The 20,017-nt window shown below is 70.5% G+C and carries 19 protein-coding genes and 1 pseudogene; 12 read left to right on the forward strand and 8 right to left on the reverse strand.

Features of this window, described 5'->3' with window-relative positions; genetic code table 11:
- Window positions 1–129 precede the first annotated feature (129 nt).
- Both ACWEPG_RS13290 and ACWEPG_RS13295 read right to left on the reverse strand, forming a co-directional pair.
- Window positions 130–1,116, reverse strand: coding sequence for an AraC family transcriptional regulator (locus ACWEPG_RS13290; RefSeq protein ID WP_450112632.1), 987 nt, complete (start codon window positions 1,114–1,116; stop codon window positions 130–132).
- Window positions 1,117–1,186: 70 nt separating this feature from the next.
- Entirely contained in the window at window positions 1,187–2,713 is a 1,527-nt protein-coding gene (locus ACWEPG_RS13295; protein ID WP_452594558.1) for a SpoIID/LytB domain-containing protein, read from the reverse strand.
- Window positions 2,714–2,957: 244 nt separating this feature from the next.
- On the opposite strand from ACWEPG_RS13295, the gene ACWEPG_RS13300 reads away from it, so the two are divergent.
- Window positions 2,958–5,078 carry an N-acetylmuramoyl-L-alanine amidase gene (locus tag ACWEPG_RS13300; protein ID WP_452594559.1) on the forward strand — a complete coding sequence of 707 codons (2,121 nt, stop codon included), beginning with the start codon at window positions 2,958–2,960 and terminating at the stop codon, window positions 5,076–5,078.
- Between the two features lie 77 nt (window positions 5,079–5,155).
- Here ACWEPG_RS13300 and ACWEPG_RS13305 read toward each other — a convergent pair.
- Window positions 5,156–5,416, reverse strand: a pseudogene (locus tag ACWEPG_RS13305) (cytochrome P450); the annotation flags it as partial.
- A 34-nt stretch (window positions 5,417–5,450) separates the two neighbouring features.
- Window positions 5,451–6,293, reverse strand: a complete 843-nt coding sequence (locus tag ACWEPG_RS13310) for an HAD family hydrolase (protein ID WP_450112629.1) — start codon at window positions 6,291–6,293, stop codon at window positions 5,451–5,453.
- Window positions 6,294–6,774: 481 nt separating this feature from the next.
- Between ACWEPG_RS13310 and ACWEPG_RS13315 the strand changes: the two genes are divergently transcribed.
- Complete coding sequence (locus ACWEPG_RS13315; RefSeq protein WP_452594560.1) at window positions 6,775–7,701, forward strand: Ig-like domain-containing protein; 927 nt, start codon at window positions 6,775–6,777, stop codon at window positions 7,699–7,701.
- A gap of 178 nt (window positions 7,702–7,879) precedes the next feature.
- Here the strand turns inward: ACWEPG_RS13315 and ACWEPG_RS13320 are convergent, their stop codons facing one another.
- Together ACWEPG_RS13320 and ACWEPG_RS13325 are read right to left on the reverse strand one after the other, a co-directional pair.
- Complete coding sequence (locus tag ACWEPG_RS13320) at window positions 7,880–8,467, reverse strand: SanA/YdcF family protein (protein ID WP_452594684.1); 588 nt, start codon at window positions 8,465–8,467, stop codon at window positions 7,880–7,882.
- Window positions 8,468–8,564: 97 nt separating this feature from the next.
- Window positions 8,565–9,323, reverse strand: a complete 759-nt coding sequence (locus tag ACWEPG_RS13325; protein WP_450112627.1) for a lysophospholipid acyltransferase family protein — start codon at window positions 9,321–9,323, stop codon at window positions 8,565–8,567.
- Between the two features lie 153 nt (window positions 9,324–9,476).
- Here ACWEPG_RS13325 and ACWEPG_RS13330 point away from each other — a divergent pair, with 153 nt between their 5' ends.
- From ACWEPG_RS13330 to ACWEPG_RS13350, 5 genes are all read left to right on the forward strand, one after another.
- A complete protein-coding gene (locus tag ACWEPG_RS13330; protein WP_450112626.1) occupies window positions 9,477–11,024 on the forward strand; it encodes a Rieske 2Fe-2S domain-containing protein in 1,548 nt (515 codons plus the stop codon).
- Between the two features lie 156 nt (window positions 11,025–11,180).
- On the forward strand, window positions 11,181–11,621 hold the full coding sequence (locus tag ACWEPG_RS13335) for a hypothetical protein (RefSeq protein ID WP_452594561.1): 441 nt from the start codon (window positions 11,181–11,183) through the stop codon (window positions 11,619–11,621).
- 154 nt (window positions 11,622–11,775) lie between these two features.
- Window positions 11,776–12,612 (forward strand): mycofactocin-coupled SDR family oxidoreductase, encoded by an 837-nt coding sequence (locus ACWEPG_RS13340; protein WP_452594562.1) that lies wholly within the window; start codon window positions 11,776–11,778, stop codon window positions 12,610–12,612.
- A 20-nt stretch (window positions 12,613–12,632) separates the two neighbouring features.
- The gene (locus tag ACWEPG_RS13345; protein ID WP_452594563.1) at window positions 12,633–13,778 is read left to right on the forward strand and encodes a Rieske 2Fe-2S domain-containing protein; all 1,146 of its coding nucleotides are present in this window, start codon (window positions 12,633–12,635) and stop codon (window positions 13,776–13,778) included.
- A gap of 4 nt (window positions 13,779–13,782) precedes the next feature.
- On the forward strand, window positions 13,783–14,007 hold the full coding sequence (locus ACWEPG_RS13350) for a hypothetical protein (RefSeq protein ID WP_450112622.1): 225 nt from the start codon (window positions 13,783–13,785) through the stop codon (window positions 14,005–14,007).
- Window positions 14,008–14,093: 86 nt separating this feature from the next.
- Here the strand turns inward: ACWEPG_RS13350 and ACWEPG_RS13355 are convergent, their stop codons facing one another.
- Together ACWEPG_RS13355 and serS are read right to left on the reverse strand one after the other, a co-directional pair.
- Window positions 14,094–14,489 (reverse strand): ankyrin repeat domain-containing protein, encoded by a 396-nt coding sequence (locus ACWEPG_RS13355; RefSeq protein ID WP_450112621.1) that lies wholly within the window; start codon window positions 14,487–14,489, stop codon window positions 14,094–14,096.
- Between the two features lie 96 nt (window positions 14,490–14,585).
- Window positions 14,586–15,845, reverse strand: coding sequence for a serine--tRNA ligase (gene serS / locus ACWEPG_RS13360; RefSeq protein WP_450112620.1), 1,260 nt, complete (start codon window positions 15,843–15,845; stop codon window positions 14,586–14,588).
- 125 nt (window positions 15,846–15,970) lie between these two features.
- Between serS and ACWEPG_RS13365 the strand changes: the two genes are divergently transcribed.
- The 5 genes from ACWEPG_RS13365 (at window position 15,971) to ACWEPG_RS13385 (ending at window position 19,940) form a co-directional block, all read left to right on the forward strand.
- Window positions 15,971–17,116, forward strand: coding sequence for a septum formation family protein (locus tag ACWEPG_RS13365; RefSeq protein ID WP_452594564.1), 1,146 nt, complete (start codon window positions 15,971–15,973; stop codon window positions 17,114–17,116).
- Window positions 17,116–17,466 carry a metallopeptidase family protein gene (locus tag ACWEPG_RS13370; RefSeq protein ID WP_450112618.1) on the forward strand — a complete coding sequence of 117 codons (351 nt, stop codon included), beginning with the start codon at window positions 17,116–17,118 and terminating at the stop codon, window positions 17,464–17,466. The genes ACWEPG_RS13365 and ACWEPG_RS13370 overlap by 1 nt, the downstream gene beginning before the upstream one ends.
- 131 nt (window positions 17,467–17,597) lie before the next feature.
- A complete protein-coding gene (locus ACWEPG_RS13375) occupies window positions 17,598–17,906 on the forward strand; it encodes a PE family protein (protein ID WP_450112617.1) in 309 nt (102 codons plus the stop codon).
- Between the two features lie 34 nt (window positions 17,907–17,940).
- On the forward strand, window positions 17,941–19,143 hold the full coding sequence (locus tag ACWEPG_RS13380) for a PPE domain-containing protein (protein ID WP_450112616.1): 1,203 nt from the start codon (window positions 17,941–17,943) through the stop codon (window positions 19,141–19,143).
- Window positions 19,140–19,940: an ESX secretion-associated protein EspG gene (locus tag ACWEPG_RS13385; RefSeq protein WP_452594565.1), complete on the forward strand. Its 801-nt coding sequence runs from the start codon at window positions 19,140–19,142 to the stop codon at window positions 19,938–19,940. The genes ACWEPG_RS13380 and ACWEPG_RS13385 overlap by 4 nt, the downstream gene beginning before the upstream one ends.
- Window positions 19,941–20,017: the final 77 nt, after the last annotated feature.

A 20,017-nucleotide genomic window follows, 5' to 3' on the forward strand; every position in this document is an offset into this window, starting at 1 on the left:
GGAACGTCCTTGTCCGGACGTGACCGTGATGTCCGGCTCACGCTAGAACCGCTGTGCCCGCGGTCACGTCTGCGATCGGCAGCGCCCGTCTGCGAGCGGCGGAATCCTCTCCGCCCGGCGCACCCCGGCTCAGTGCGCTCGGCGCAGGGTGTCCGACGGGTTCTCGCCGAACCGGTGCCGATAGGCGGCTGCGAACACGCCCATGTTCACGTAGCCCCACGCGCCGGCCGCCGACACCACTGTCGCCGGCGGATCGGCGAGCAGTGCCCGGCGCACCCCGTCGAGGCGGCGGTCTCGGAGCATCTCCCGCGGTGTGGTGCCGAGATACTCGCGAAATCCGCCGGACAGAGTGCGCACGCCGACGCCCGCCGCGCGCGCGACGTCGGCCACCGTCGGAAGCGATTGCGCGTTCGCGTCGATGTACGCCGCGGCACGCCGCACGTAGCCGGGGCCGCACCGCGCGGAATCCGCGGCGAGTGAGACTCCTGCGCCGCGGGTCCAGTCGGTGACGAGTTGGGTCACGATCAGTTCCTGCAGGTTCTTCGCCAACGGGCCGGTCGGCACCGGACTCGGCGCGGACGCGAGTGTCGCCACCATGTACCGCATGAGCGAGGGCCACGGACTTGTCGGGCCGCCGATCTCGCACTTGTGGGTCCACAACCGATCGTCGGCCGGCCGGCCCGACCAGCGGACCACGAAGTCGGCGACCAGATCGTGCGGAATGGTGAGGTTCAGTTGCAGGTGGTCGTCGTCGGCCTCGAGCCGGTACCGGGTGCGACTGCAGTCCGCGACGAACGACTGTCCCGCACCGATTTCCACCGAGTTGCGTCGGTCCACCCAGTGCCGTGTGCCTCCACGCAACGTGGTCAGGACGAGGATGCGCCCAGCCTCGGGCGCGAAGTTCCCGAGATCCACGGGGACGCCGTAGCTGAAGTGAGTGAGGGTGATGTCCCCCACCTGCGCCGAGTACATCAGCGAAGCGGGCGTCGCCCGCCCGGTCGGCCGGACCGTGAAGGGCATGTACGCGGCGTCGGTGAAATGGCGGATCTCGTCCCAGTCGCCGATGGGCGCCACGGCACGTTCCGCCGCGGTGCGGGGGTCGAGTCCCGACAGCATGCCCCCGAGGCTAGCGGGACCGACCGCGCAGGGAAACCCTCGGCCGTACTGGCTCTCGCCGGCACGCGTGTCAGCCGGCGCTACCGGTGCCGGGCAGTTCCGAGAGCACCACACTGGCGTCGATGACCTGCGCGCCGAGGGTCTGGGTCCACACGATGGCGCCGCCCTCGAACATCCGGAAGCGTCCGCTCTCATCCGGCATGGACATTTCAGGTCCGATCGGCTTGCCCAGAGGTCCTGCCGCACCGCCGATTTCGGCGTACTTCTTCTCGATCTCGGTGGGTGCGACCGGCGCGTCCTGCGGCGCGGGCTCGGCCTGCAACTCCGGGCCGGGGGCGGGGCTCGGTCCGGCACCGGGGACCAGTCCCTCCGTGACGGTGAACCAGTCGGACTTGATGCCGAGCCTGGTCCGCGCGTCCTTGCCGGACACCCGAGCGGTGCCACCCGACCCGACGACCTCCAGTTCGGTGACCCGGCCGCCGTCGGCGCCGAGGTTGTTGCGGCCGACCACTGCGATCGAGTGCAGGTCGCCGACACCGAACGCCTTGCCGATCTCACCGGCGGTCAGGGTCTGCGTCCAGTCGTGGGTGGGCGAGAGGGCGTCGCCGATGTCCTCGACCGAGGCGAACTCACCACCGGCGGTGTATCCACCTGTGGAGGAGGAGAATTCGGCCGACACCGGCTGGCCGTTCTTCGTGACGACCTTGCCCGCGGTGGTCCGGACGGCCTCGGTGGTGCGGGGGTCCTCCTTGCTCGACCCGCCGTACACCTGGCAGTCCTGGGTGTCGCAGGTCTCCGCGTAGGGGTACCGGCGTTCGGCGGCGGCGTAGGACCGGGCGGCAATCGCCTGCGCGCGCAGTGCCTCCTTGCCGCCGGTGTCGGCCCACTCGGCCTTCGACTCGACGGGCACGACGCCGAGCAGATAGTCCTCGAGGTCCACGTGGTTGAGGACCCGACCCTCGGCACCGTCGAGCGCGACGCCGAGCGATCCGCGGAAGGCTTCTCCGCCACACAGTTTCAGATGCTCGTTCGGGGGACGGTCGGTGCCGAGGTCGATCGGATCGACCCACGGGTGGTCGGTGGCCGCCTGCCACACCACGGCGCCGTCGCAGCCTTGGGTGACGACGACCGCTGCGCCGCCGCCCGGGGTCGCGGTCAGGTGCACCGCCTGGCCGGGCTCCACGTTCTGTCCGGCCACCCGCGCGCCTGCGTCGGAGAACGCGCTGAGCACCCGGCCGTCGAGACCGACCAGCCGGACACCGATCCGCGTGTCCGTGACGTCGCCAAGTTCGGTGCCGCCGTAGTAGTGGCCGACGATACGTTCGGCGGACCAGCCCTCGTTCCTGGCGTAGCCGTAGGCGCCCCACTGCCCCATCCCGCGCCCGTGGCCGTGGCCGTGGCCGGACAGGGTGAACGGGGTGTCGGCCGCGACCGCCGGGGTCACCTCGGGGTCGCCGGAGCCGACCGTGACGACGCCGATCGCGCCGGCCGCGACGAGCGCCGGTACGGCCCCGAGGGCGAGTGCCCGCCGCAACGGGGACTTGCTGCCCCCTCGGTTTCGTCCTCGCAGGGTCACTGTGCGACGGAGCTTCGCCATCTTCTGCTCTCCTCGTCGGCGGCGTCATCACCCGGTCGCGGAACCGTGAAGTGGTCGTCGGCCGGGCTCAACCAAAGTCTCAATCTAAAGTTGAGGCTTAGGTAATCTGTGGCTAGTGTTGCAAGAGTGCTCGGCATTGGCAACATCTGTCACATTGGTAACACCAGCAACACCAGACAGTCGGACGTAACGTCTTGACGGCCGGCGCAGACCGCACACGCCAGTAGCAACCGAGGGAGCCGTTTTGCCGCACCGTCGACCGAAGTCGTCGATCGTCCTGGGGACGGTCGCCGCCGTGGCCATCGCAGCCCCGTTCGCGGTTTGGGGCGTGACCAGCACTTCCGGGATCCGTTCGACCGCCGACTCCTCTCCGGTCGCGATCCCAACCCAGATCGCCGAGATCGGCCTCGCCCAGATCCCCGACGTCGTCATCCCGATCAAGGAACTGACCGGGCTCGACCTGCCCGATCTGCGCCTGTCGGATCTGAAGAAGCTGCCGCTGCCGACCGAGATCGCCATCCCGCAGGGCCTGCCCCTGCCCGAGGGGATCACCCTCCCGGAGACCATCAAGATTCCGACCGAGCTGCTGCCGTCGGCGCCCGCGGACGTCGCCGAGCCGGTCACCCCGGCACCGCCGGCGGCCGTCCCCGAGCAGGATCTCGGGACCGCGGTCAAGGAGATCGTCCGCGACACCCCGTTCAGCATGATCGCGTTGACGTCCGAGCTGGGAACGACGGCGGCGAAGGTGCGCGCGAAGCTGGCCGACGGCTCGTGGGGGCCGTGGTTCGCGACCGAGCAGCTCGACACCGGCAAGACCGACCAGGCGCCGGCAGGCAAGACCGGCACCGAGCCCGTGTACGTCGGCAACACCACCGCCGTACAGGTGCTGGTGACGAAGGCCGCCCAGGCCGTCGCCGCGCTGCCGACCGGCTCCGCCGACCAGACGCTGCCCAATGTGCTGACCCCCACGGACCCGACGAAGGATCCGGTCGCGTTCGCGCCCGCCGCGGTCAGCACTCCCCTGCGTGGCCAGGACCCGGCCCAGCAGCTTGCCGACGCCGTCACCGCGGTGCTGATCGCGCCCGGCTCCGGGAACGTGGACGCCTCACTGTCCGACATCGCGACCCCGCTCGGCGGTAACGGGCCGAGCGTGATCACCCGCGCCCAGTGGGGCGCCGACGAGGCGCTGCGCTGCGAGGAACCGACCTACGACGACATGCTCGGCGGCGCGACCGTGCACCACACCGCGGGCAGCAACGACTACACCCGCGCCGAGTCCGCGGAGATCGTCCGGTCGATCTACGCGTACCACGCGCAGACGCTGGGCTGGTGCGACGTCGGCTACAACGTGCTGGTCGACAGGTACGGACAGATCTTCGAGGGCCGGGCCGGTGGCCTGGACCGCAACGTGCAGGGCGCGCACGCCGGCGGATTCAACGAGAACACCTTCGGCATCGCGATGATGGGCGACTTCTCGACCACGGCCCCGCCGCAGGCCACGATCGACTCCGTCGGCCGCTTCCTCGGCTGGCGGCTGGCGAAGGCCGGCCTCGACCCGCAGGGTCACACCACGATGTGGTCCGAGGGCACCGAGTTCACGCCGGTCCCGCAGGGTCAGGCGATCGACCTGCCGGTCATCTTCGCGCACCGCGACGTCGGCAACACCAGCTGCCCGGGCGACGCGGCCTACTCGAAGATGGACCAGATCCGCGCCATCGCGAAGGCCAACCCGGACGGCGGCTCCGCCGGCTCCGGCATCCTCGCCGCGGCACCGGCCAAGCCGGCGACCGACGCGGCGGCCACGGCACCCGTTCCCGCGACCACGAACGAGACCGGCACCGGCGGCGGGCTGCTCGACACCGGCTCGGTGGAGGCGCTGGTCACCGAGATCCTCAAGCTCACCGACCAGTCCCCGATCGCACAGAAGTGGATCGCCGAGGGCGGCGACACCGGCAGGCTCGGCGCGGCCCTGACCGGCGAATTGCCCGCGAAGGCGGGGAACCTGCTGGTCAAGTTCACGAACGGCGTGATCTCGACGTCACCGAACGGTGGAGTGTGGACCGTGCTCGGCAAGATCTACGACACCTGGCAGCAGAGCGGGCTGGACGCCGGATCGCTCGGCCTGCCGATCAGCGACGAGTACTCGGTGCCGGACGGCAAGCGCGCCGACTTCGAGCAGGGCTCGCTGATCTTCAACGAGGTCACCGGGGTCGTGACGACGGTGCTCAAGGCGTACAACGAGGCCTATGGGCAGGCACTGACGGAGAACGCGCCCGCCGATGTCGCCGCGCCGGTCGCGGAGGCGCCGGTCCCGGCACCCGCCCCGGCCGAAGCGCTGGTCCCGGCGCCCGCCCCGGCAGGCTGACGCCCGGCACCCCACCCCGATACGGCTGAAGGTGCCCCTCGTGCGGCTCGACCGCACGAGGGGCACCTTCATCCGTTTCACCGCCGGTGCAGCCCGAGCCGCAGCGCGGCGGGCTTGAGGGTGAACTCCTCGGCCACCTCGAGTTCGTAGCCGGGCACCGGCTCGAGGTCGTAGCGGTGCAGGATCAACGCCAGTGCGAGCACCGATTCGTGCAGGGCCAGCTGGCGTCCGATGCATGCCCGCGCGCCGGTGCCGAACGGCTTGTAGATGCCTGCCGGGCGGGTCCGCGGCCGCTCGGGCAGAAACCGGTCCGGATCGAAGGACTCGGGGTCCCCGCCCCCCGATCAACCGACGGCCGGAAGCCGTCCCCGGTCAGCCCACCCACCAGCGCTCGAGCACCCGGGCGACGCCGTGGTTGGAGTTCGACGCGGTCACCTCGTCGGCGGCGGCGATCGCGTCGTCGTGGGCGTTCGCGACGGCGACGCCGTGCCGGGCCATGCTCAGCATCGGCACGTCGTTCGGCATGTCACCGAAGGCGAGGATCGCCGAATCCGTGATGCCCAGGTGCTCGGCGAGCACCGCCAGCCCGGATGCCTTCGTCACACCCGGTGCGGCGACCTCGATCAGCCCGTTGTTCGTCGAGTAGGTCAGGTCGACGCGGTCGCCGACGAGCGGTGCGAGCCGGGAGATCATGTGGGCGCTGGCGATGCCCGGCAACCGGATCAGCAACTTGACCGCCGGGTGCGCCAGCACGTCCTCCGCGGACATCTCGGTGTTGTCCGGGTTCAGCCAGGCGTGCTCGTACCCGGGCGAACTGACGAACTGCGGGGTGGCCGCGTCGTGGGCACTGGCCCCGACGCGCTCGGCCGCGACCCCCGCGCCGGGCAACGCCGCCTCGGCCAGCTCGGCGACCCAGGTCAGGGTGTCGGTGGAGAGGGTCTGCGCGCTCAGCACCCGGTCGGTGTCGCTGTCGTAGATGACCGCCCCGTTGGCGCAGACCGCGAGCGGGGCGTAGCCGAGGCCGTCGACGACCGGGCCGATCCAGCGGGGCGGGCGGCCGGTGGCCAGCACGAACGGCACCCCGTCGGCGACGGCGGCGTGCACGGCGGCGCGGGTGCGGTCGCTGATCCGCTCGTCGTCGTCGATCAGGGTGCCGTCGACGTCGCTGGCGATCAGTTCGGGCTTGGTGTGGCGGTGATCCTGCACTGCACCCATCTTGCCGCACGGGGCACCCGCGTGCCGCAGACGCGCCGGGGACGGCCGACTCCACCCGGCGGTCGGTGACGTCACTGTGGTTGCGGCTTAGCCGTTTTCACGGTACGAGGGCTCGCCGGTCGAGCCGCGACCCGGTGAGGCGACATCGGACACACCGACGCCGGCCGCGCCGAACGCCGCCTCGGGGCCGCTCTGCGTGAGCGCGGCGCCCGCGGGAACCGGCCGCCAATGCCGAGGCGGAGACGGCGCCCCAATGCGGTTCACGGACGGAGAATCCGGGCCGAGTTCGTGCCGCACCCAGGCCAAATCCGAACCTGCAACACGTGTGATTGCTTAGACTAACTTTTGCCGACTTTTAGCTGCCCGCCTGCGGTTTATCCGATTTGGGCCGATTCCCTGACCACAGAACACGTTCTCGTTTATGGTCCACATCGCAAACACGTTTCCTTGGGCAAGCAACGACCCGACCTTGAGGAGTCCAATGCAGTTCACCCCCCTGCGCCGCGCCGCCGTCCCCGCCGGTGCTGCCGCAGCCGTCGCCGCCAGCGCACTGCTCTGCGCCTCCCCCGCCTCCGCGGCGACCAACACCGTCGAATTCGCCGGCGCCTGCCAGGCCCGCGCGATCCTCACCCAGCACATGTCGCAACCGCTGGGCATGGGCATCACCGCACCGGATTCGGCGAAGGTCGGCGAGACCTTCAGCTACACGCTGCAGCCGACCGTGAGCTCACTGCCGGACAAGGAGTCGATCGCCACCACCATCGACATCCAGCGACTGAAGATCGACTGGGACCTCCCGTCGAATGCCGAATTCGTCTCCGCAACAGTCGTTCCCGGAACCGGGAAGGGCATCTCCGGTGTCGCCCCCACCGTGATCCGGGTCAACGACGCAGGTGAGCCGGACGCAGCGGGCACCATCCTCCGGCTCTCCGGGGACAACGAGACGGTCGCCAACGGACCGAAGTCCAGCACGAACACGCCCGGTGGCATCGCGGTCGAGAAGACCAAGACCGATCTCGACGGCAATCCCACCGCCGACGGTTCCACCAAGTTCCAGCTCCCCGCAGTCGAGGTGACCGTCACGGCGCTCGCCGAGGGCGTCATCGCCCCGACGGTCCGGGTCTCCGGGGACTCGGCGAACTACAACAGCGACAAGAACTACGACACCTTCCTGGCCCGCGCCAACGCGCTCGGCAGCACCCAGAACGCCCCGACCTTCTGCACCCCCAAGGACGGCACCCGGCCTGCAAACGACGTCCCGGTCAACAGGGGCGGCCAGGGCCTCGCGACGATCACCGTCGGAGCGGGCACTGTCGATCCCGGCCCCGACCCGGATCCGGGCACCGACCCCGAAACGGGCACCGGCTCGGTCGACTTCGGCTCCGTGACAGAGATCTTCGGCTCCTGACCTCGTCTCCGATGAAACAGGCCGGTCCGCGTGACGGACCGGCCTGTTCGGTCGACTGCTGTGTGGATCGAGGTCGGACGAGAATCTCAACCGGCTCACAGGGAGCAGACGCGGGCCGGGCCACCGGCCAGGCAGGCCGGACCCGCGAACCCGCACCGGTTTCCCTTGCGGGAGAGAGCTATCCGGCCGCCACCGCCAGCGCCCGATCCAGGGCGTCCGTCGGTGGCGTCGTGACCTTCGGCGGCCGATCCGAGAGCATGTCGGCGACGGCCTTCGGCCGGGCCAGCCACTCGCGGGCGGTGTTGCGGGCGACGGTGATCGTGCGGCAGTCGCAGTCGCCGCGGACCCCGTCGGCGTCGATACCCGCGTGGCGGCACAACGCAACCGCCCGGGTTACGTGCGGGTCCTGGCTGACGATCAACGCCCGTCGCACCCCGAAGGTCTGGGCGGCCCGTGCGCAGGTGTCGTACGTGTCGAGGCCGTGATCGTCGCCGACGATCAGCGCGGGGTCGACCCCGCGTTCCACGAGATACCCTGTCATCGCGGCGATCTCGTTCCCGGAGGTGCCGTTCGCGTCCCCGGACACCAGCACCGCCCGCGCCTTCCCATCGCGAAGCAACGCGGCCGCGACGTCGAGTCGGCCGGCGAGGAACGACATCGGCCTGCCGTCCTGCACCTTCGCGCCGAGGACGATCACCACCGGCGCCTCCGGGGCGTCGGCGAGGTCGTGGACGCGTCCCGACGCCGCGGACGCGATCACCACCATCGAGCCGACGGCCGCCACCGCACCCACCGCGACGACACCCGCGCCCGCGACGGCCAGCCGTCGGCGAAGCGTCCGCCGCGGCCGATCGCCCCGCACCTCAGGCCCCGTCACCGCCCGACGAGGCCCGCCGGGCGGCCTTCGCCGCGGCCTCCTCGGCGTCCATCCGGTTGGCCTCCTCGAGGGTCGGCGCACCGCCCCCCAGACGGGCAGGAACCCAGTACTCCCCGGCGGGGTGCTCGTAGCTCTCCTGCAGCGCGTGCAGCATCGACTCCATCGTCGCGTGCACCTTCGCCGTCAGCTCGTCGGCAGGCTCGAACGGGGCGATCGGCTCACCGACGGCCATCGAGATCGGCGTGTTCGTGCGGCCGAGTCGCTTCGGATGCCCCTTCGTCCACACCCGCTGCGACCCCCAGATCACCAACGGGATGATCGGAACGCCGGCCTCGATCGCCATCCGGGCGGCACCGGACTTGAAGTCCTTGATCTCGAAGCTGCGGCTGATCGTTGCCTCCGGGAACACCCCGATCAGTTCCCCGGCGCGCAGCGCGTCGACCGCGGCCCGGTACGAATCGGCACCCGCCGACCGGTCCACCGGGATGTGCCGCATCGTGCGCATCATCGGCCCGGAGATCTTGTTGTCGAAGACCTCCTTCTTCGCCATGAAGCGCACGTATCGCTTCACCTCGCGCACCGGAATACCCGCATAGGTGAAGTCCATGTAGCCGGTGTGGTTGATCGCGATCACCGCGCCACCCGAGGCGGGAATGTGCTCGGCACCACTGATGGTGAACCTCAGCCCCTCCGCGAAGAACAGCGTGCGGGCGACACCGATGATCGTTCTGTAGAAGGGTTCCACGGCCGCCAGCCTAGTGTGTGCCCGCCCACAGGTCCTCCGGAGTGGGAGGGGTGACGTGCGCCCCAATCCGGGCGGCGGACCCGCGTGTGCAGGGTTCGGTTTGCCGCACCACCTACCCTGGTAGGCGTCGCACCACCGTAGGAGGCAGTCGAAGTGCAGGTCACGAGCGTCGGACACGCCGGATTCCACATCCAGACCGAAGCGGGGTCCATCCTCTGCGACCCGTGGGTCAACCCGGCCTACTTCGCGTCGTGGTTCCCGTTCCCCGACAACACCGGCCTGGACTGGGACGCCCTCGGTGACGTCGACTACCTGTACGTCTCGCACCTGCACAAGGACCATTTCGACCCGCAGACCCTCGTCGACCACGTCAACAAGGACGCGACGGTGCTGCTGCCGGACTACCCGGTCCCGGACCTGCGCCGCGAGCTGGAGAAGCTGGGCTTCACCAAGTTCTTCGAGACCCAGGACTCGGTCAAGCACACGGTGAGCGGCCCCAAGGGCGACCTGGACGTCATGATCATCGCGCTGAGGGCGCCCGCGGACGGCCCGATCGGCGACTCCGGTCTGGTCGTCTCCGACGGCGAGACCACCTGCTTCAACATGAACGACGCCCGCCCGGTGGACATGGACGTACTCGGCGAGCAGTTCGGCAAGGTCGACATCCACCTGCTGCAGTACTCGGGGGCGATCTGGTACCCGATGGTCTACGACATCCCGGCAGGCACAAAGCGCAACTTCGGCAAGCAGAAGCGTCAGCGTGGCATGGACCGCTGCCGCAGCTACATCGACCAGGTCGGGGCAACCTGGGTGGTGCCGTCCGCCGGCCCGCCGGTGTTCCTGGACGAGGCGCTGCGCGATCTGAACGACGACCACGACGATCCGGGCAACATCTTCCCCGACCAGATCGTCTTCCTGGAGCAGATGCGCATCCACGGCAACGACGGCGGACTGCTGATGATCCCCGGGTCGGTCGTCGACATCCACGGCTCGCAGGCGGCGCTCACGCACCCGATTCCGGACGCCGAGGTCGACAAGATCTTCTCCGACAAGGCCGCGTACATCGAGGACATGGCGCAGCGGATGGCCCCGGTCATCGCCGCGGAGAAGGCCGCATGGGCACCCGCCGAGGGCGAGCCGCTGCTCGGGCCGCTGCAGGCGAAGTTCGAGCCGATCATGGCGCAGTCGACGCTGATCTGCGACGGCATCGGCTACCCCGTCGGCCTGGAGATGGGCGACGAGACGGTCGTACTGGACTTCCCCAACCGGGTGGTGCGCGAGCCGAAGGAGGACGACGGCAAGTACCGCTACGGCTTCCGCATCGCACCCGAGCTGGTGCGCACCGTCCTGCGTGACGACGAGCCGGACTGGGTGAACACCATCTTCCTGTCCACCCGCTTCCAGGCGTGGCGGGTCGGCGGCTACAACGAGTTCCTCTACACGTTCTTCAAGTGCCTGACCGACGAGCGGATCGCGTACGCGGACGGTTGGTTCGCCGAGGCGCACGACGACTCGGCGTCGATCGAGGTGGGCGGCTACGAGATCCAGCGCCGCTGCCCGCACCTGAAGGCGGACCTGTCCAAGTTCGGTGTCGTCGACGGCACCAACCTGACCTGCAACCTGCACGGCTGGCAGTGGGACCTCGAGACCGGCCGCTGCAAGACCTCGAAGGGCCACGAGCTCCGCTCGACCAAGCTCTGACCCCACCCCCGAAGGTTCCGTAATGTGACATTGGCTCACTTGACGATCCCCAATGTGACATTACGGAACATCACGCGGGGGCGGTGACCTCGTAGATCGAACGGGTGTGGCAGTCGGTTCGCGGCGAGCACGGCTGACCACCCCTAGGGTGGGGTGATGGCACCGAGTCGGGAGTCCGTCGAGGAATTCCTCACCAGCTACGGCCGGGCACTGGCCACCTTCGACGCGGTCGCGACCACGCAACTGTGGGGCCTGCCCGGAACGCTGGTCACCGACGCGTTCGTGGGCGCGCTGACCACCCGCGAGGAGATGATGCTCGGGCTGTCTCAGGGCCATCCGGTGTACCGGGCCCTCGGACTGGGCGGGGCCACGCACACGCTGCTCGAGTACGCGCCGTTGACCGACGCGCTGGTCCGAATCCGGGTGCGCTGGCATTTCCTCGACGACGCGGGGGCCGAGCTCACCGACAGCGACTACGAGTACCTGCTGCGTCGCGATCCCGAGGGGTTGCGCGCCTACGTCGCGGTCGGCATCAACGACGCCGAGAAGCTCCGCGAACTGGCGCAGCGGCGAGGCGTCGAGCTTCCCGGGAGCTGAAAACCCACCGACGACCCGCCGCACGCGTCCACGCCGCGATCGAGCGCCCGGAGCAATGTGTGACCACGGTCTCACCCAACGGGACGAGTACGCACGGTCACACAAGTCTTTTGGCTCACTTGGTCGCAACAACGACGAGAGGGTCACGCGACAAATGGACGATTTCACCGGCAGGGTCGCACTGATCACCGGCGGCGCCCGAGGTCAGGGCCGCTCCCACGCGCTCGCATTCGCGGAGCGCGGCGCGAACGTGGTGCTGGTCGACCGGTGCGAGGACCGCGAGGTGATCGGTCATCCGATGGCGACGAAGGAGGACCTGGCCGAGACGGTGCGCCTCGTCGAGGCCGCCGGAGGCCGTTGCCTGGCAACCCGGGCCGACGTCGCGGACCGGTCCGCCCTGGACGAGGTGGTCGCCCGGGCGACGGCCGAGTTCGGCGGGATCGACATCGCCGTCGCGAACGCGGGGGTGTCGGCGGCGGCCCCGGTGCAGTCCACCAGCACCGCGATGTGGGACGAGGTGGTCGGCACCAACCTGACCGGCGTGTTCAACACCCTCGCCGCCGTCTCCCCGGGCATGATCGAACGTGGCTACGGCCGGATCGTGACGATCTCCTCGATGCTCGGCCGCACCGGGAACACCAACCAGGCCGCCTACTGCGCATCCAAGTGGGGTGTGATCGGATTGACCAAGAGCGCCGCACTCGACCTGGCCGCGCACGGGATCACGGTGAACGCGATCGCGCCCGGCAACATCGCCACCGGGATGCTGCACAACGACGCCCTGTACCGGCACCTGCGGCCCGATCTCGACAACCCGGGCCCCGACGACGTCGAGGACATCCTGCGCGGCCTGCACGCCCAGCCGGTCGCGTGGCTCGATCCCGCCGAGATCACCCGGGCGGTGCTGTTTTTCACCGCCGAGGCGGCCGCGCATGTCAGCGGCACCGTCCTGCCCGTCGACGCCGGCAACGCCGCCCGCGTCACCGCCTGACCACGAGAGGAGATCAGCCGATGACCACTGCAACGAACGACGAGATCCGCGAGATCGAGGGCGGTGCGGTGCCGCAGCGGTTTGCCCGCGGCTGGCACTGCGTCGGCCTGTCCCGGGACTTCAACGACGGGAAGCCGCACTCGCTCAACGCCTTCGGCACCAAGCTGGTGGTGTTCGCCGACAGCACCGGCGCGATCAAGGTCCTCGACGCGTACTGCAGGCACATGGGCGGCGACCTCAGCCAGGGTGAGGTCAAGGGCGACTCGGTCGCCTGCCCGTTCCACGACTGGCGTTGGGGCGGCAACGGCAAGTGCACCGGCATCCCCTACGCCCGCCGGGTGCCACCGCTGGCCCGCACCCGCGCCTGGCACGTCCTCGACCAGGACGGCCTGCTGTTCGTCTACAACGACCCCGAGGGCAACCCGCCACCGGAAGAGGTGCGGCCGCCGCGCATCCCGGGTGCCCTGGCCGCCGACTGGACCGACTGGAAGGGCTTCAAGCAGACGATCGTCCACACGAACGTCCGCGAGCTCATCGACAACAACGTCGACATGGCGCATTTCTTCTACGTGCACGGCTCGTTCCCGACGTTCTTCCGCAACGTGTTCGAAGGCCATGTCGCCGCGCAGTACATGAACGGCGTCGCGCGCGACGACATCCGACCTCCGGCGAAGCCCGGTGAGCCGCGCGTGCTCGGCAACTCGTCGTCCGCCGCCTACTACGGTCCGGCCTTCATGATCGACGAGTTGACGTACCACTACGAGGGATTCGACTCCGAGGCGATCCTGCTCAACTGCCACTACCCGATCGACGCGAACACCTTCGTGCTCACCTACGGCGTGATCGTGAAGTACTCCGAGCACCTCGCCCCCGATGCCGCGGAGAAGCTCGCCGAGGGCATGAGCACGTTCATCAACAAGGGCTTCGAGCAGGACGTGGAGATCTGGCGCAACAAAACCCGGATCGACAACCCGCTGCTGTGTGAGCAGGACGGCCCGGTCTACCAGCTGCGCCGCTGGTACGAGCAGTTCTACGTCGACGTCGCCGACATCACGCCGGACATGACCGACCGCTTCGAGTTCGAACTCGACACCACCAGGCCGGTCGAGTCGTGGCGGCAGGAGGTCGAGGAGAACCTCGCCGCTCGCTCGGCCGCGCAGGGCTGAGCCGATGCAATCCGTGCAGTGCCGCGAGTGCGGGGTGTCCGTGCTCGTGGAGAAGTTCAGCTGGGAACACACCGGTGTGCAGTGGACCGAGGACGCGGTCGCGGCGTGCCCCGCGCTGGCACCCCTCGCCGCCCGCGGTGACACCGCGTCACTGACACGAGGCTGCGAGGCGATGCGGACGTCGATTCGCACGGCCGCGGTCGAGGGGCTCTTCGGCGACCTCGACTGAGCGTGCCGATCCACCGAGAGGTCGAACGGACGACAACCCGTTCGGCCTCTCCGGCGTTCCCGGGTGACCGCGGCGGGCGGCGTCGACTATGCGCGGTCCCACAGCGCGAGGTAGTCCTCGCGGCCGAACATCGTCGCGGCGTCGACGGCGGTGGGATGCCCGGCCCGGGGGTCGGCGCCGGCGGCGGCGAGCACCCGCACCACGGCCTCCTCGCCCTTGAAGATCGCGCCGGCGACCGGCGACTGGCCGCGGGCGTTGAGCCGGTTCACGTCCGCGCCGTGGTCGGCCAGCAGCTGCACCGCGGCGGCGTGCCCGTGGTACGCGGCGAGCATCACGAGGGTGTCGCCGGTGCCGGTGGTCAGGTTCACCGGGACCCCGGCATCGAGGTACGCGGCGAGGGTGTCGGCGTCACCGGCCCGGGCGGCGTCGAACACGCGCTGCGCGATCTCCTGCAACCGCGGATCGATCGGTTCGTCGGTCATACCGTCCGACGCTACCCAATCGCCTGTACGACCGAATGTGGCCTTCGTTCAGTCGGATTGAACGAAGGCCACATTCGGTCGAAAATGGTGGGGGGTTTACGGCGCGCGCAGCACGTCCGTGCCGACGAACGGCTGCAGCGCGGCGGGCACCGTCACGGAGCCGTCGGCCTGCTGGTGGTTCTCGAGGATCGCGACGATCCAGCGGGTGGTGGCGAGAGTGCCGTTGAGGGTCGCGGCGATCTGCGGCTTGCCGTTCTCGTCGCGGTACCGGACGCCGAGGCGGCGCGCCTGGAAGGTGGTGCAGTTCGACGTCGACGACAGCTCGCGGTAGCGCTGCTGGGTCGGCACCCACGCCTCGCAGTCGAACTTGCGGGCCGCCGAGGAGCCGAGGTCGCCGCCGGCGACGTCGATGACGCGGTACGGCACCTCGATCGCGGCGAGCATCTCCCGCTCCCAGCCGAGCAGGCGCTGGTGCTCGGCGTCCGCGTCCTCCGGCTTGCAGTAGGTGAACATCTCCACCTTGTCGAACTGGTGGACGCGGATGATGCCGCGGGTGTCCTTGCCGTAGCTGCCCGCCTCGCGACGGAAGCACGACGACCAGCCGGCGTACCGCTTCGGGCCGGCGGACAGGTCGAGGATCTCCCCGGAGTGGTAGCCGGCGAGCGGAACCTCGGAGGTGCCGACGAGGTACAGGTCGTCCTGTTCGAGGTGGTAGACCTCCTCGGAATGCTGGCCGAGGAAGCCGGTGCCCTGCATGATCTCGGGGCGCACCAGCACCGGCGGGATCATCATCGTGAACCCGTTGGCGGTGGCCTTCTGCGCGGCCAGCTGCAGCATGCCCAGCTGCAGGAGCGCACCGAACCCGGTGAGAAAGTAGAAGCGCGCGCCGGAGACCTTCGCGCCGCGTTCCATGTCGAGCAGCCCGAGCGACTCGCAGAGCTCGAGGTGGTCCTTCGGCTCGAAGTCGAACGTCGGCAGTTCGCCGACCGTGTCGAGGGTGATGAAGTCGTCCTCACCGCCGGCGGGGGCGCCGTCCTGGACGATGTTGGAGATGGCGCGCTGCGCGGCCTCCAGGGCGGCGTCGGCCTCGTGCTGCGCGGCCTCCGCGTCCTTGACCTGCTGCGCAAGTTCCTTCGCACCGGCCAGCAGCGCGGGCCGCTCCTCCGGCGATGCCTGCCCGACCTTCTTCCCGAGGGCCTTCTGCTCGGCCCGCAGGTTGTCCCCGGCCAGCACCGCGGCGCGGCGGGACTCGTCGGCCGCGAGCAGTGCGTCGACCAGCGCGGGATCCTCTCCCCGAGTGCGCTGCGACTGGCGGACGACGTCGGGGTTTTCCCGCAGGAACTTGAGGTCAATCACGACCGAAACCCTACTTGGTCGCCGTTTGGCGCGGAGCCTGCCCAGTGGCCGGGTGTCGGGAACGCCTCATTTCCGTTTCGGTGTGTCGGCGATCGGGACGCGCGCGGCAGGCATGATGGAGGGCGATGTCCGACGAACACAGCTCAGCTCACGACGACCCGACCCCGGCCCCGGCAGACGGCCCGCAGGGGGGACGGGACGACGCCGCACCCACTGGCGGCTGGTCCGCGGCCGAGCGCTGGACCGGCGGCAGGCAACTGTCCGCGAAGGTCACCCGCCGGGCCTTGATCGCGGTCGCGCTCGGCGCGGTGATCGCGGCGATCGCCACCGTCGTCATCTCCGGCGGGTTCAAGGGCGGCGACGAATTGAAACCCGACGCGAACAGCGGCGGACCGATGGCGACCGGCGCGGTGGCCGGGAAGGCGTTCGGCACCGCCGCCGCCGGCGACTGCCTGACGTGGACGGAAGCGGACGCCAGCGACCTGTCGAAGGTCGACTGCGCCGAGGAGCACCTGTTCGAGGTGGCCTCCGAGGTGGACCTGAGCGTCTTCCCCGGCGCCGAGTTCGGCCCGGGCTCCCGCTTCCCGAGCGTGCTCCGGTTCTCGCAACTGCGCGACGAACACTGCACCCCCGCCGTCACCGAGTACCTCGGCGCGCACTTCGACCCGCACGGCAAGTACAGCGTCGGCCTGATCAACCCCGGTGAAGCCGGCTGGGCGGCCGGCGAGCGGACCATCCGCTGCGGGCTGCAGCGGTCGAGCACCACCGGAACCGTGCTCGCGGTCACCGGTGCGGTCCAGGGTCAGGACCAGTCGAAGGTGTGGGAGGCAGGCACCTGCATCGGTATCAACCAGAACGTGCCCGCCGACCCGGTGGACTGCTCGCAGGCGCACGCCTTCGAGGTCATCTCGGTGGTGGACCTGGGCGCGAAGTTCCCGGGCGGTTTCCCCGCCGTCGCCGACCAGGACAAGTACCTGGAGGAGACGTGCACGCAGGCGGCGAACGAGTACCTCGGATCGCCGGACGCGCTGCGGAGCAAGACCCTGACCCTGTTCTGGGACAACCTCGACCTGAGCAGCTGGCTCGCCGGCAGCCGGAAGGTGAACTGCTCGGTCGGCAAGGAGATCGACGGCGGCGGCTTCGCGCCGATCGTGGGTTCGGCCAAGGGCGACATCCTGATCAACGGAGCGCCCCCGGTCGCGCCGCCGCCGCTGCCCGAGGGCCGGTCCATCCCGACGCCGCTGCCGGGCGCCGCTCCGCTGGGGAACTGATGGCGGTGCAGATGTCCGAGGCCAGGTTCGACGAACTGGTCTCCGAAGCCCTAGACCTGATCCCGCCGGAGTTGGCGGCGGCCATCGACAACGTCGTCGTCCTCGTCGACGACCGCGACGAGGAGGACCCGGGCCTGCTCGGGCTCTACCACGGCATCGCGCTGACCGAACGCGACAGCCACTACGGCGGTTCGCTGCCCGACACCATCACGATCTACCGCGAGGCGATCCTCGACATCTGCGACGACGAGGAGCACGTGGTCGACGAGGTGGCGATCACCGTCATCCACGAGATCGCGCACTACTTCGGTATCGAAGAGGACCGGCTGCACGAACTCGGCTGGGGCTGAGCCCCACCGCACCGCCGCCCACCCTCCCTCGGCGGGTGGCCGGCGGGTGGAATCTGCGGGAACCGTTCGACCGACGGGCGCGTCCAACCCCCTGACGGATCATTTCGATCGAGCCAGCCAGGAGACCGCCCATGACCGGACACGTGTTCGTCTCACCCGACGCCCTGATCTCCGCGGCCACCCAACTCGAGGCCCTCGCGCAGCGACTCCAGGCAACCGTCGACGCCAACGCGCCCGCACTGCACATGGCGCCCGCCGGCACGGAGGAGGTGTCGGTGCTGGCCGCGTCGTACTTCAACTCGGTCGCCGACAGCTTCCTGCCTGCGGCGGCGACGGGCATCGCGGAACTGTGGGCGGCGGCCGCGACGCTGCGCAAGCAGGCCGCCGAGTACGAGGGCCTGGACCATTCGTTCGGCGCCGCGCTCGCCGCGGGCATGTGATCCGAGCCGATCCGACCGTAGGAAGGAGCACGAAATGACACTGGGCTTCACCGGCGTCGTCTGGTTCCCCCGGGGTGCCACCTGGAACTCGACCGCGCTGAACGCGGGCATCGGACCGGCCGGGTTCGCGGCCGCGGGCACCGCTTGGTCCGCCGTCGCGACCGGCCTGACCGACGCCACCGCCACCGTCACGAAGGTGATGACGGAACTGCGGGTCGGCTGGGAGGGGGTCGCATCCGACGCGGCGCTCGCGAAGCTCGCCCCGTTCCTGACGTGGACGGAGCAGGCCGCCGCGGTGGCCACCGCGACCGCCGCGAAGGCAGGCGTCGAGGCCGCCGCGCACACCATCGCGCGGGCCACGATGCCGAGCCTCGCCGAGATCGCCGCGGTCAAGGCCGCGACCGTCGCCGCCCACACCGTCGGTGGTTCGCTGGCCGGCGCCGGCGCGGCCGCCGAGGCCGCAGACAAGGCGATGGACCTGCGGGCGGCGCTGGTGATGGAGGCGTACGAGTCGGCGTCGAGCATCGTCTCGGTGCAGCAGGGCTTCAGTCCCCCACCGCCGCTGGCGAACGCGGGCGGCGCGGCGCCGCCGGACGCGCCCGTTGCTCCCGTTCCCCAGAACACCCTGCTGTCCGACTTCGCGGTCAACCCGGCGCAGGCCGCGCAGGCCGCGCTCGGCACGGTGCTCGCGCAGGCGCAGAGCCCGACGGTGGTGGCCGCGGCATCACAGGTCGGGGCGATCGCCGGGACCGGGGTGAGCACGGTCGCGGGGGCGGCGTCGGCGCTGGCCCCGGCGGCGGCTGCGATCGGTGGCAGCCGGTTCGGCGATGCGGGCGCCCCGACGGTGACGGGTGCCGCCCCGGAGGCTCGAGCCGGCGGATCCGCCCGGACCGTCGGCGCGGCGGGGTACTCCGGCGGTCCCGGACGCGGCGGGCCTGCGGGTGCCCCGCGGATCACCCTGCCGGAGGGCTGGGGCGGCGCCACCGGCACCGGCGGCTCGGGAATCGCGGGCCGCGGGGCCGCGATGGGCGCAGTCCCCGGGCTCGAACCGGCGCCCGTCGCCCGGGTGGAGGCCGCGGCCGCGGCCCGGCCCGGGCACCTCGGTGCCCCGCTCGGTGCGGGTGCGTCGCAGGGCGCCGAGGACGAGGAGCACCGGACGCCGGGATACCTGAAGAGCTTCGAGCACTTCGAGGACGGCCGGGTGGTGATCCCGTCGGTGATCGGCGGCGACCGGTGACCACGCCCTTGATCGGCGGCCGGCTGGGGTCGGTGACGCTGAGCGGCGACGAAATCGACCTGCTGCTGCACCTGCTCGGGGTCGACGAACTGCCGGTGGTGCTCGCCGCGGCGTCCCGGTTCGACACGGTCGCGGCCCGCGATGTGGCGTTCGCCGCGGCTCGTGAGTCCTTGCAGGCGCGGGGGCTGCTGCGCGGTGACCATCCGCACCCGGGGATCGTCGATCGACTGGCGGTGCTCGCCCGCCCGACCGTCGAGCTCGCCCTGCGCTGGTACCCCGGCGACGGCGCCGTGTCCCGGATGTGTCTGGCCCAGGGCCCTGCCGGGGTGGTGCTGGCGCTGCGAGCGGCGGACACCTACGTGCTGGCGGACGTCGGTACCGCCGAACCAGACCTGGTGCTCGACGTGATCGGCCGCGGCGGCGGGCTCGACGTCGGTTCGGTCAGCGCGCCGACCGAACCGCTGGCGGCGGCCCTGCACGATGTCACCGACCCTCCCGCGGTCGCGCGCCGGTTGATGTCCCTCGGCGTGGCGGAGCGGGACGCCGACCGGCTCGCGCACGCGCTCGGCTCGTGCCGGGCGCACGCGGAGATCGTCGCGCTCACGCACCGGGAGGGCCGGACGGGCACGTCCGGCCCGGTGACGGTGTTCGACACCGGCGACGGCCGGATCGTCGGCACCACGAGCGCGGCCGCGGACGGAGCCGCGTGGTGCACGCTCGGCCCGGGCGGGGATGCGCGGGTCCGGCAGGCGGTGCGGGAACTGCTCGACGCGGCGGGTGCTGCCGAATCGGTCTGACGGGCCACTGTGTTCGACGGGGCGCTGTCGGGTGACCGGTACCCTTTGCAGTGACATTCTGGCGATCGAGACGTTTG

This window comes from Rhodococcus sp. NPDC004095 (assembly GCF_053604015.1).